General features: G+C 66.6%; 11 protein-coding genes. 5 read left to right on the top strand and 6 right to left on the bottom strand.

Going from position 1 to position 12599, the window contains the following annotated elements; translation table 11 throughout:
• Positions 1–57: 57 nt before the first annotated feature.
• A complete protein-coding gene (locus tag C1930_RS01060) occupies positions 58–429 on the top strand; it encodes a YkgJ family cysteine cluster protein (protein WP_108770886.1) in 372 nt (123 codons plus the stop codon).
• 344 nt (positions 430–773) lie between these two features.
• Here C1930_RS01060 and C1930_RS01055 read toward each other — a convergent pair whose 3' ends face one another.
• The 5 genes from C1930_RS01055 to C1930_RS01035 all read right to left on the bottom strand — a co-directional run bounded on the left by C1930_RS01055 (position 774) and on the right by C1930_RS01035 (position 7368).
• Entirely contained in the window at positions 774–1661 is an 888-nt protein-coding gene (locus C1930_RS01055) for an alpha/beta fold hydrolase (protein WP_108755087.1), read from the bottom strand.
• Positions 1662–1686: 25 nt separating this feature from the next.
• Positions 1687–2736, bottom strand: a complete 1050-nt coding sequence (locus C1930_RS01050; protein WP_325051540.1) for a Fic family protein — start codon at positions 2734–2736, stop codon at positions 1687–1689.
• 230 nt (positions 2737–2966) lie between these two features.
• Positions 2967–3983: a 3-oxoacyl-ACP synthase III gene (locus tag C1930_RS01045; protein ID WP_108748081.1), complete on the bottom strand. Its 1017-nt coding sequence runs from the start codon at positions 3981–3983 to the stop codon at positions 2967–2969.
• 102 nt (positions 3984–4085) lie between these two features.
• On the bottom strand, positions 4086–4403 hold the full coding sequence (locus tag C1930_RS01040; protein WP_087921159.1) for a DUF4156 domain-containing protein: 318 nt from the start codon (positions 4401–4403) through the stop codon (positions 4086–4088).
• Between the two features lie 115 nt (positions 4404–4518).
• Positions 4519–7368, bottom strand: a complete 2850-nt coding sequence (locus tag C1930_RS01035) for a pitrilysin family protein (protein WP_108757609.1) — start codon at positions 7366–7368, stop codon at positions 4519–4521.
• Between the two features lie 394 nt (positions 7369–7762).
• On the opposite strand from C1930_RS01035, the gene C1930_RS01030 reads away from it, so the two are divergent.
• Positions 7763–8239, top strand: coding sequence for a hypothetical protein (locus tag C1930_RS01030; RefSeq protein ID WP_108751812.1), 477 nt, complete (start codon positions 7763–7765; stop codon positions 8237–8239).
• A 69-nt stretch (positions 8240–8308) separates the two neighbouring features.
• On the top strand, positions 8309–8788 hold the full coding sequence (locus tag C1930_RS01025; RefSeq protein WP_108770884.1) for a tRNA (cytidine(34)-2'-O)-methyltransferase: 480 nt from the start codon (positions 8309–8311) through the stop codon (positions 8786–8788).
• Between the two features lie 163 nt (positions 8789–8951).
• Here C1930_RS01025 and C1930_RS01020 read toward each other — a convergent pair whose 3' ends face one another.
• On the bottom strand, positions 8952–10115 hold the full coding sequence (locus tag C1930_RS01020) for an acyl-CoA dehydrogenase family protein (RefSeq protein ID WP_108770883.1): 1164 nt from the start codon (positions 10113–10115) through the stop codon (positions 8952–8954).
• Between the two features lie 315 nt (positions 10116–10430).
• On the opposite strand from C1930_RS01020, the gene C1930_RS01015 reads away from it, so the two are divergent.
• Together C1930_RS01015 and C1930_RS01010 are read left to right on the top strand one after the other, a co-directional pair.
• On the top strand, positions 10431–12107 hold the full coding sequence (locus C1930_RS01015) for an electron transfer flavoprotein-ubiquinone oxidoreductase (RefSeq protein WP_108770882.1): 1677 nt from the start codon (positions 10431–10433) through the stop codon (positions 12105–12107).
• A 64-nt stretch (positions 12108–12171) separates the two neighbouring features.
• Positions 12172–12570: a c-type cytochrome gene (locus C1930_RS01010; RefSeq protein ID WP_108770881.1), complete on the top strand. Its 399-nt coding sequence runs from the start codon at positions 12172–12174 to the stop codon at positions 12568–12570.
• The last annotated feature ends 29 nt before the right edge of the window (positions 12571–12599 follow it).

Below are 12599 nucleotides of genomic sequence, written 5' to 3'. Positions count from 1 at the left end.
TCGTGGAAAATCCGCAGCCTCGTCACCCATTCCACTGCCGCCCGAGGCGGCTTGACCATGCAACATCCCTGCATGACCTGCGGCGCCTGCTGCACCCAGTACCGCGTGGCCTTTCACTGGATGGAATCGGACGAGGTCACCCCCGGCGGGGTACCGCACCAGCTGACCGAAACGCTGGACCCGCACCGCCTGTGCATGCGCGGCACCCATTCCAAGCCGGTGCGCTGCGTGGCCCTGGATGCGCAGATCGGCGTGTATTCACGCTGCACCATCCACCCCAACCGGCCCAGCGTGTGCCGCGAGGTCGATGCCTCGTGGGAATACGGCAAGGCCAGCCCGCAGTGCGACAAGGCGCGCCTTGCCTATGGCCTGGCCCTGCTGACCCCGGCGGACTGGGAAGGCAGCGACGGCAGCCCGATCGCGGCCTGAGGCCAGGGGTCGGATCCGTTTCGAAGAAACGGCTCTGACCCCGTGTCGCGCAGAGGGGGTCAGAGCCCTCTCTGCGAGAGGGATCCGACCCCGCACACCGAAATAGCCCGATCGCGGCCTGAGGCCAGGGGTCGGATCCGTTTCGAAGAAACGGCTCTGACCCCGTGTCGCGCAAGGGGGTCAGAGCCCTCTCTGCGAGAGGGATCCGACCCCACACACCGAGGCAGCCCGATCGCGGCCTGAGGCCACGGGTCGGATCCGTTTCGAAGAAACGGCTCTGACCCCGTGTCGCGCAGAGGGGGTCAGAGCCCTCTCTGCGAGAGGGATCCGACCCCGCACACCGATCAGATCGGGTTGGCGTCCAGGAAGGCGCGGATCTCCGGCACCAGCACTTCGTGCTTGTCTTCCAGCACGTAGTGGTTGGCATCTTCGAAGGCATGCACCTGGGCGGCCGGCAGCGCGGCCTGGAAGCCCTTCAGGAAGTGGTGGTCGAACACGATGTCGCGCAGGCCCCAGCCGATGAAGGCCGGGCGGTCGGCGAAGGACGGCAGCGCCTGGCCGGCGCGTTCCAGCAACGACCAGCCCTTGTCGGCCGGCGACAGCGGAATGTCCTGCATGAAACGGATGGTGCTGATGCGGTTGGCGTAGCTGTTGTACGGCGCCACGTAGGCGCGGCGCACATCGGCCGGCATCTTCCGCTCCACGCCCAGCCACGAGGCACCGGACGAGAACGCATTGAAGGTGCGGATGATCCACTCACCGATCTTCCAGTGCCGGCCCAGCGCAATCTGCCACGGCATCTTCTTCGCCGCCGGCAGCGGGAAGGCCGCGGTGTTGAGCACCACCAGGCGCTTCACCTGATCGTGGTGCGACAGCGCCCAGCCGAAGCCGATCATGCCGCCCCAGTCGTGCACGGCCAGAGTCACCGGGCCGGTGATGCCCAGGTGCTTCAGCAGCGCATCCAGGTCGTCCACGCGCGACTGCAGGGTGTACGCGTAGCGGCTGTCATCGGGCTTGTCCGACAGGCCCATGCCGATATGGTCGGGCACGATGCAGCGGTACCTGTCCGACAGGCCGGCCACCAGCGTGCGCCAGTAATAGCTCCACGACGGGTTGCCGTGCACCATCACCACCACCTCGCCATCGCGCGGGCCCTCGTCGAGATAGTTCATCGACAGACCGGGGCGAACCTCGAAACGCTGCGGGTGGGCGGGGTAACCGGGAAGATTCATGGGCCAGTTCTTCAGTAGGTGAACATCACTGCTCGCGCGCAGGCGGCAGTACGTAGCGTTGCGGGGTATGCGAATTGTCGGACAGCAGGCGCAGGTAGGCAGGGTGCAGGAACAGCTTTTCCTTGCCCATGCGTTGTTCCTGCAGCATGCCCACGTCCACCAGCTCACGCAGGTAGCGCGCTGCCGTCTCGCGGCGGGCAATGCCGGCATCCACCAGGTTCTGGATACGGCAGTAGGGTTGGCTGAACAGTACGTCGATCAGCTCGCGGCTGTAGATCTTGGGCCGCTGGATGCGCACCCACTCGCAGGCCTGCTCGTGCAGCTGGCGGATGGCATCGATCTTCGCGCCGGTCCAGCGAGCGGTGTCGGCCACCGCATCCAGCATGTAGGCGATCCAGGCCGCCCAATCCCCGTCGCGGGTAACCGCCAGCAGCAGCCGGTAATAGGCCGCCTTGCGTTCGATGATGTAGCGCGACAGGTAGAGCACCGGCAGATCGAGCAGATTCTGTTCCACCAGCATCAGCAGGTTCAGCACGCGCCCGGTTCGGCCGTTGCCATCGGTGAACGGATGGATCGCCTCGAACTGGTAGTGCGCCACGGCCATGCGGATGAGCGGATCGATGTCCCGTTCGTCGTGGATGAAGCGTTCCCAGTTGGCCAGCTTTTCGCGCAGCAGGGCCTCGCCGGCAGGCGGCGTATAGATCACTTCGGCGGTCTGCTGGTTGACCAGCGCCGTGCCCGGTACGCGCCGTACCTGCATCTGCGCATCCTTGATGCGGCTGCAGACACGTTCGGCGGTGTCGGTGCAGAGCGGTCGTTCCGCCAGTGACTGGAACCCTTCCTGCAACGCACTTCTGTAGCGCAGTGCTTCGCGGGTGGCCGGGTCGGCGCCGTGCTGCTGGTCGGCGAAGCGGAACAGTTCGTCAGTGCTGGTGACGATGTTCTCGATTTCCGAACTGGCCTGCGCTTCAAGCAGCGGAATGGTATTGATCAGCACTGCCGGGTTGGGCAGGTGTCCGGTGGCCTGGCGCAGCGAAGCCAGCGCCTTGTGTGCTTCGATGCAGGCCTTCAGCAACGGCCGGGTTTCGAGCTCGGCAACAGGAGGCAGCGGCGGCAGGTCGTTATAGGGCGTCTGGGCATCCATACAGCCGCTCATGTCGATGGAATCGACATGATGCCGCCCACATGTCGAAAAAGTAAGAAAATTCGTACATGAACGCCTCCGGCCGCACGTTCACGTCGCCCGGATCGCGCCATTGCGGCGCGATCCCAGGCCAGACCCGTCAGGCGACAGGCCAGGCGGTCTTACCAGACCACTTCGGCCATCGAGCAGTTCAGGCCCGAGCCGATGCCCAGAAGCGCGATGCGATCGCCCTTCTTCAGCTTGCCCAGCTGCTTGAGCTTGCTCAGCACGATCGGCACCGAGGCCGGGCCGATGTTGCCGTGCTCGCCGAAGATGGTCATCACCTTCTTCGGGTCGATGCCGAAGTTCTTGATGAACGCGGCGGTGTGCGGCTGGCTGACCTGGTGGATGACGAACTGGTCCAGTTCCTCCACGGCCCAGCCCAGGGCGATCTTGGCGGCGGCGAAGGTCTTCTGCGCCAGCTTGATGCCTTCGATCAGCAGCAGGCGGGTGTCGGTCACCATGCGGTCCAGGTTGCCCAGGCACAGCTGGTTCCACTCGGTGGCCGAGCGGGTCACGCCACCCTTGTAGCGCGGGGCGTCGGGCACCAGTTCCGAGCGCGCCATGACCATGGCCGCGGCACCCGAACCGGTGGTCAGGGCCGCCAGTTCGTTGCGGAAATCGTCGGCTGTGACGTCCGGGGCGGTCATCCGCTCCAGGGTCTTTTCGTAGACCAGGTTGGCGGTTTCGCCATCGACCACCAAGGCGTAGTCGATGTCACCGCGCTCGAGCATGCGCGCGGCGATATCCATGCCGTTGATGAAGGCCAGACACGCATTGGCCACATCGAAGGTCATGCATTCGTCGCTGACGCCCAGGTTGCCCGACACGATGGAGGCCGTGGACGGCTCCAGGTAGTCGCGGCTGACCGAGGTGTTGACCAGCAGGCCGACTTGGCCGGCGGTGATGCCGGCGTCTTCCAGCGCCTTGCGGCCGGCCATGGTGGCCGCGTCCGAGGCCAGCACGCCGGTGTCCCACAGGCGGCGGGCGTGGATGCCGGCGATATCGCCCAGCACGTCGGTGCGGATACCCAGGCGGTCCAGGGTCGGCTGCAGGCGGTCGTTGATTTCCTTGGTCGTCAACGTATGCGGCGCGTCGACGTGTGCGAGGCCGGCGATCGAGACATTCTTGAAGAGCATCGAGGTTAGCGCCAAGGCTCAGGCAAAAGGGGGCGCTATTCTATAACCCCCGCGCCTTCACCGCATCTTTACGAATTCAGCCTTCCCCGTATGGTGAAGGATTCAGCGTGGCGGGCACTGGAACGCGGCGAAGCGCTGGCTGCCATCGGCCGGGGCGGCGGCGGCCTGCACGGCGTTGGCGCCGGCACTGGGGGCCTCGTTGCGGGCCAGGGTTTCCAGCTCTTCCTGCACCCGCAGCGGGTTGCGGTTGTAGAAGCCGACCTTGCTCTTGACCGTTACAACTACCTCACCCTTGGTGATGCAGCCGGCCGGAACCGGGCCTGCCGGCAGCACGCGGGTCGCCTTGCCGGCCGGTTCGATCGGCACCCAGGTGCAGGCGGTGACGGTGAGCAGCAGGGAAGAAAGCAGCAGAACGCGCATGGGCAGATCCTGGAAGGGTATGGGGCGATTCTGCCTGAACAGCCTGAATCGGGGGTAGCCGGGGATGGGGTCAGATCCCCCGACAGAGGGATCCGACCCCTGGCCGGGTCTTGCCTTATTTCTTCACCGGGTTGCCGTCGGCATCGACCACGGTCACCTCGCCCAGGTTCAGCGCGCGCACCGCGGCTTCGGTCTGCTTCAGGTCACCCACCACCACCCAGGTCAGCGCCTGCGGCTTGATCTCGGCCGCCGCCTGCTGCACCTGCGCCGGGGTCATCGCTTCGATCTCGGCCTTGCGGCGCAGCACGTAGTCGTCGGGGCGCTTGAACTGCACGATGTTGCCGATGGTCGAGGCCACGGCCGCCGCGGTTTCATACGCGCCCGGCAGGCTCAGGGTCTGGATGTTGCGGATGCGGTTGACCTCTGCCTCGGTGGCCGGCTTGCTGCCATCGGCGAAGCCGGCGATCTCCTTGCGCATTTCCGCCAGCGCCGGGCCGGTCTTGTCGATCTGCACCGGCGCCATTGCCATCCACGGGCGCTGGCCCACGGTGTTGCTGGCCATGGTGCGGGCACCGTAGGACCAGTGCTTGTCCTCGCGCAGGTTCATGTTCAGGCGCGAGGTGAAGTCGCCACCGATCACGCCGTTGGCAATGTCGAAGCGGGTCGAGCCGGCATCACTGGACGGCGGAACCACCTGGCCGGCGAACAGGTTGGCCTGCACCGCACCCGGCTGGTCGATCAGGAACACGCGCGGTGCGCTGGGCACGGCAACGGCAGTGGTGGCCTTGACCGTGGGCGCATCGCCGCTGGCCTTCCAGTCGCCCAGCTGCTTGTCCAGCAGCGGCACGATCTCGGCCAGGGTGGTGTCGCCCACCACGATCAGGGTGCCGTCCTGCGGGCGCAGCCAGTCGCGGTGGAAATCGACCAGGTCTTCGCGCCCCAGGCTGGCGATGGCCGCTTCGTCACCGCTGCCGGTGAACGGAATCGCATACGGGTGGCCCTTGCCGTACAGCAGCGGCGGCAGCACGCGCATGGCCACTGCATTGGGGTTGACCTTTTCCTGCTGGATGCCGGCGATCCACGAAGCCTTTACGCGGTCGATCTCGCCCTGTTCGAAGCGCGGTTCGCGCAGCAGGCTGGCGTACAGCGCCAGCGACGGCACCAGGTTTTCCTTCAGTGCCGACAGTTCAACATCCACCGAATCCAGCCCGGCCGAGGCATCCAGGCTGGCGCCCAGCGCATCGGCGGCATCGGCGAAGGCCAGCGAGCCCAGCTTGCCGGCGCCTTCGGTCATCAGGCTCATGGTGAAGTTGGCCGTGCCCGGCTTGCGCCCCTGGTCGGCGGTGAAGCCGCCCGGGAACTGATAGCTGAACTGCACCACCGGAATCTCGTGGCGCTCGGCCAGCACCACCTGGGTGCCGTTCTTCAGGGTGGCGCGCTGCAGGGCCGGGAACTTCAACTGCGGGAACTCGCGGGTCTGCGGCACGCCGGCCTTGCGGTCCACCTGCTCGGGCAGGGTGCTGTACTTGCTGTCCACGGCCGGCACGTTGAACGGCTTGGGCGTGGCCGAGGCTTCTTCCTTCAGCGCCACGCGCTCACCCGGTTCCACCACCAGGGTGTGGCTGCCCTTGTCCAGCCACTGTGCGCCCAGGCGCTTCAGATCGGCGGCCGTGGCCTTGTCGATGTTGGCCAGCGAGGTGCGGAAGCAGCCCGGGTCGCCGGTGTAGACCGCGCATTCGGCCAGCGCATCGGCCTTGCCGCCGAAGCCGCCAATGCGCTCGATGCCACGGATGAAGCCGGCGCGGAAGCCGGTCTTGGCGCGTGCCAGTTCATCGGCAGTCGGACCGTCCTTCAGCAGGCGCTCGATTTCTTCGTCGATGATCTTCTCGATGCGGGACGGGTCCTGGCCCTTCTTCACCGTGGCCATCACCATGAAGTTGGACCCCAGCTGCGAGGCGTAGGCGCCGGCGCTGATGTTGTCCACCAGCTTGTCCTGATGCTGCAGGCGCTGGCTCAGGCGCGAGGACTTGGCACCACCCAGCACTTCGGCCAGCAGCTGCAGCTGGTCGATGTCGGCCGTGCCGACCTGGGCCACGTTCCACGCGCGGTAGATGCGCGCCTGCGGCACCTTGTCGGTCATCACTTCGCGGGTGTCGGCATCGCGCTTGGCCACGTCCACCTTCGGCTGCGGCATGGTCGGGCCGGCCGGGATGCTGCCGAAGTAGCGCGCCACCTTTTCCTTGGCGGTGGCCAGGTCGATGTCACCGGCCAGCACCAGCACCGCATTGTTCGGGCCGTACCAGGTGCGGAACCAGGTCTTCACGTCATCCAGCGAGGCCGCGTTGAGGTCGTTCATCGACCCGATCACGCTGTGGTGGTACGGGTGGCCGGCCGGATACAGCGCGCGGTTCAGCTTTTCCCAGACCTGGCCATAGGGCTGGTTTTCGCCCTGGCGCTTCTCGTTCTGTACCACGCCGCGCTGTTCGTCCAGCGCGGCCTGGTCGATCGCCCCCACCAGGTGGCCCATGCGGTCCGATTCCATCCACAGCGCCATGTCCAGCGCGGTGGTCGGCACGTTCTCGAAGTAGTTGGTGCGGTCGGTATTGGTGGTGCCGTTCTGGCCGGTGGCACCGACCTGCTTGAACGGCTCGAAGTATTCGCCGTCGTGGTTTTCGCTGCTCTGGAACATCAGGTGTTCAAACAGATGGGCGAAGCCGGTACGGCCGGCCGGCTCGTCCTTGCTGCCCACGTGGTACCAGACGTTCACCGCCACGATCGGCGCCTTGCGGTCGGTGTGCACGATCACGCGCAGGCCGTTGGGCAGGGTGAACTGCTCGAAGGGAATGTCCACCTTGGCCGGCGCGGCCGGCTTGGCCGCCAGGGCGGTGGTCGGCGCAAGCGTGCCGAGGGCGGTGCTGAGGGCAACGGCGAGCAGCGCGGTGCGCGGGCGCAGGGCGAAAGACATTTCCAGATCCTTGGTCACGTTGGTGAATGCCGATCCTAGCGTGTGTCCCGCCCGCCCGGTATCGGCCAGCAGTCACTGCCCTGGGGGCGCCAGACCGCCCCGCCATAGCGGTCACGTAAGTCGCGCCAGCGCGTCCGGACAGTGTCCACGGCCTGCCGAACGGACAGGTGTCCGCCCCGCGGACACTCCGAAGACCGCAAAAAATCCTTTGAAATCAACGCTTGAAAGTTGGCACGGCGATTGCTGTGTAGTTCCTGCGCCAGGAAGGGCTTCAGATCGAAACTGACTGACCGCTGAACAAATAGAGAAAATCGAAAATTTCTCTTGCATGCCCAGAATTGGTGTACTACCTTACTACCACACCACCGCTCAACAACACTAAACAGGCCCCGTCATGAACGCCAAGACCATTGCCATCGCCATCGCCCTGATCGCCGGCACCGCGGTTGTTTCGTCGGTGCAGGCCTCCGAATCCATCAAGACCCTGGACACCGTGCAGGTGCGCCCGGCCGCCGACCAGCTGGCCCAGCAGGCCTGGGAACAGGCCAGCGGCATCCCCACGCTGGCAGCAGTGCAGGTGCGCCCGAGTGCTGACCAGCTGGCCGAACGCAACGGCTACGTGGCTGCCCCGGTCGCCGCTGCAATGCCGATCACCACCCTGGCCGCCGTCGAAGTGCGCCCCAGCCTGGAACAGCGCGTCGCCCTGGCCGCCGAACAGGAAGCACAGCGCTACGCCGCCACCCTGGCTGCCGCTGCCACCTCGGTGGCCAACCAGGTGATCACCAACCTGCCGACCCTGCAGGTTCGCCCCAGCGCCGCCGATCTGCAGGCCCTGGCCAGCGAAACCGCACAGGTGCTGCTGCGCCCGTAACCGGTGCCGCCCTGCCCCGCGCAGGGCGTGCGCCGTAGAGGCGGCAGCGGTGGCAGGTACACTGCACCGATGAATGCCGCGCCCCAGTTCCACGTGATCCTGTTCCAACCGGAAATCCCGCCCAACACGGGCAACGTGATCCGGCTCTGTGCCAACACCGGCGCGCAGCTGCACCTGGTCGAACCGCTCGGGTTCGCACTGGAAGACAAGCAGCTCAAGCGCGCCGGGCTGGACTACCACGAGTATTCGCGCCTGCAGGTGCACCCCGACCTGGACACCGCGCTGGCGCGCATCGCGCCGAAGCGGCTGTTCGCACTCAGTACCCGGGCCAGCGTGCGCTACGACAGCGTGGCCTTTGAAGACGGCGATGCATTCCTGTTCGGCCCGGAAAGCCGTGGCCTGCCGCAGGATCTGCTCGACGCCCTGCCCGACGGCCAGCGCCTGCGCCTGCCGATGCAGCCGGGCAACCGCAGCCTCAACCTGTCCAACACCGTGGCCGTACTGATGTACGAAGCCTGGCGCCAGCACGGGTTTGCCGGCGGCACGTAACGCGGCAGACCGATTGTGGTGGGTACGGACCGCCCCTGGTGGGTGCGGACCTTGGTCCGCACCAATGCCCGGTCGCGCGCGGAGGGTCTGTGCCAACCAAGGTTGGCACCTACCACCAACGTGGGCACCTACCCGGTAGATCCACGCCATGCGTGGATGACGGTCAGAACGCGTTGATACCGGTCAGCTCGCGGCCAATCACCAGCTGGTGCACGGTCTCGGTGCCTTCATAGGTAATCACCGATTCCAGGTTCAGCGCATGGCGGATCGCCACGTGTTCGGTGGTGATGCCGGCCCCGCCCAGCAGGTCGCGGCATTCGCGGGCGATATCAATCGCCATGCGGCAGTTGTTCCACTTGGCCAGGCTGACCTGCTGCGGCTTCAGCTGGCCAGCTTCCTTCAGGCGCCCCAGCTGCAGGGCCAGCAGCTGCGCGGTGGTGATGCGGCGGGCCATTTCGGCCAGCTTGATCTGCGCGCTCTGGGTGGCGGCCAACGGCCGGCCGAACAGCACCCGCTCCTTGGCATAGCCCAGCGCTTCGTCCAGGCAGGCAATGGCCGAACCGATCGGGCCCCAGCTGATGCCGAAGCGGGCCTGGGTCAGGCAGCCCAGCGGCCCCTTCAGCCCCTTCACGTTGGGCAGGCGGTGGCTGTCGGGCACGCGCACGTCGTCGAAGTACAGCGCACCGGTCAGCGAGGCGCGCAGGCTCATCTTGTGCTTGATCTCCTGGCTGGTGAAACCGGCCATGCCCTTTTCCAGCACGAAGCCCTGGATGCCGTCTTCGGTCTGCGCCCAGACAATGGCCAGGTCGGCCACCGGGCCGCTGGTGATCCACATCTTGCTGCCGCTGATGCGCCAGTCGCTGCCGTCGCGTACCGCGCGGGTCTTCATCGCGGCCGGGTCCGAACCACCATGCGCTTCGGTCAGGCCGAAGCGGCCGATCAGCTCGCCACGGGCCATCGCCGGCAACCACTGCCGCCGCTGTTCCTCGCTGCCGTAGGCGTAGATGGGGTACATGCACAGCGAGCTCTGCACGGAAACGAAACTGCGCAGGCCCGAATCGCCGCGTTCCAGCTCCTGGCAGATCAGGCCGTAGCTGACCGCGCCCAGGTCGCCGCCGCCGTATTCGGACGGCAGCGTCGCGCCCAGCAGGCCCAGTGCGGCGATCTCCGGCACCAGTTCGTCGGGAAAGCGCGCCTGGTCGAACGCATCGCCGATGATGGGCAGCACCCGTTCGTTGGTGAAGCGGGCCACGCTGTCCTGCACCGCGCGTTCTTCCTCGCTGAGCAGGGAACGGACATCGAACAGATCGTACGGATGCAAAGCCATGGCACTCACGCGCAGTCAGGACCGGGCCATTGTCGGTCATCCGCACGCATCGCGTCTGGTAGGTGTGGACCTTGGTCCACACGGATGCGGGTCCGCGCGGTGAAACAATGTGCCAACCAAGGTTGGCACCTACCCGGCCACGCGCATTTCGCTGCATTGCAGCAAACGCGGTGTGAACGGCGCCGATCTAGCTCGATCACGCGCGGCCCGGTACCCTGACACATTCAAACAAGCGTTTCGCACGTGGCAGCACGCGCGATTCCCAGGCACCGCCGGTGGCCCCGATGCCGGCACTACCCACGAGTCATGCATTCGATGAGCGCTGAAGCCAACGCCCTGCCCCCGCGTGAAGTAATGGAATTCGACGTGGTGATCGTCGGCGCCGGTCCTGCCGGCCTGGCCACCGCCATCCGCCTGCGCCAGCGCGCGATCGAAGCCGGCCGTGAACTGTCGGTGTGCGTGCTGGAAAAGGGCTCCGAGCCCGGCGCGCATGTGCTGTCCGGTGCGGTGATGGACCCGCGGGCACTGACCGAACTGTTCCCGGACTGGGCCGAACGCGGCGCGCCGCTGAAGCAGAAGGTCACCCGTGATGAGTTCCTGTTCCTCAGCGAGACCGGTTCGCGCAGCACGCCCAACGCGCTGCTGCCCGAATGCTTCCACAACGAAGGCAACTACATCATCAGCCTGGGCGAGGTGACCCGCTGGCTGGCGCAGCAGGCCGAGGCGCTGGAAGTGGCGATCTTCCCCGGCTTCGCCGCCGCCGAGGTGCTGTACGGCGACAACGGTGAAGTGGTCGGCGTGGCTACCGGCGACATGGGCATCGAAAAGGACGGCAGCATCGGTCCGGCCTTCGAACGCGGCATGGCCCTGCATGCCAAGTACACGATCTTCGGCGAAGGTGCGCGCGGCCACCTCGGCCGCCAGCTGATCGCCCGTTACAAGCTGGATGAAGGCAAGGACCCGCAGGCCTACGGCATCGGAATCAAGGAACTGTGGCAGATCGACCCGGCCAAGCATGAGCCGGGCCTGGTGGTGCACGCCGCCGGCTGGCCGCTGGACAACGACACCTATGGCGGCGCCTTCCTGTACCACGCCGACGGCGGCAAGGTGGCGGTGGGCTACGTGGTGGGCCTGGATTACAAGAACCCGTGGCTGAGCCCGTTCGAAGAGTTCCAGCGCTTCAAGACCCACCCGCAGATCCGCAAGCACTTGGAAGGCGGCACCCGCATCGGCTACGGCGCGCGCGCCATTACCGCCGGTGGCCTGATGTCGCTGCCGAAGACGGTGTTCCCCGGCGGCGCGCTGGTCGGCTGCGAGGCCGGCTACCTCAACGTCAGCCGCATCAAGGGCAGCCACGCGGCCATCAAGACCGGCATGCTGTGCGCTGACGCCGCCTTCGATGCGCTGGTGGCCGACCGCCAGCACGACGAACTGAGCGCCTACCCGCAGGCGTTCGAAGCCAGCTGGCTGTTCACCGAACTGCAGCAGGCCAAGAACTTCAAGCAGTGGTTCAAGAAGGGCCAGACCGTGGCCACCCTGATGACCGGCGTGGAACAGTGGCTGCTGCCCAAGCTGGGCGTGCGCAACCCGCCGTGGACCCTGCGCCACAGCACCCCGGACCATGCCTGCCTGGAACCGGCGTCCAAGCACACCCGCATTGCCTATCCCAAGCCCGACGGCGTGCTCACCTTCGACCGTCTCAGCTCGGTGTTCCTGAGCAGCACCAACCACGACGAAAACCAGCCCAGCCACCTGACCCTGAAGGACGCCAGCATTCCGGTGAAGGTGAACCTGGCCGAGTACGCCGGCCCGGAGGCGCGCTACTGCCCGGCCGGTGTGTACGAGTTCGTTGGCGAAGCCGACAACGCGCGGCTGCAGATCAACGCGCAGAACTGCGTGCACTGCAAGACCTGCGACATCAAGGACCCGACCCAGAACATCGTCTGGGTGACTCCGCAGGGCGGTGGCGGCCCCAACTACTCGGGCATGTAAGTCACCGGGCTGCGACGGCGTGTCGCAGCCCGCGTCCACGCTCGGGCCGGTATGCTGCCGGCCCATGCGCGCGCTCGCTCTACCTGTTGTATTCGCCGTGGCCCTGGCGGCCACCGCCTGCCAGCGCCCGCCAGCCGCACCGGCCAGTCCCGAACAGGCACGCCAGCAGGCCATGCAGCGCGCGTTTGAACTGTGCGCCGGCTGCCACACGGTGAAGGCCGGCGGCATCCATCGCTTCGGTCCCAACCTGCACGGGGTGCTCGGCCGACGTGCCGGCAGCCTGCCCGACTACGGCTATTCCGACGCCATGCGCCGCGCCGATTTCGTGTGGAGCGCGCAGACCCTGGACACCTTCCTGCAGTCACCCAGCCACATGGTGCCCGGCACGCGCATGTACAACGCGTTCCCCAGCGCGGAACGGCGCGCCCTGGTGATCGCCTACCTGCAGGAGCATGCCCAGTAGGAGCATGCCCACCAGGAGCACGCTCGGTA

The sequence above is a fragment of the Stenotrophomonas sp. SAU14A_NAIMI4_8 genome, assembly GCF_003086695.1.
GTDB lineage: Bacteria > Pseudomonadota > Gammaproteobacteria > Xanthomonadales > Xanthomonadaceae > Stenotrophomonas.
Note: the sequence above shows the minus strand (reverse complement) of the source record. Positions and strands in the feature narration are given on the sequence as shown.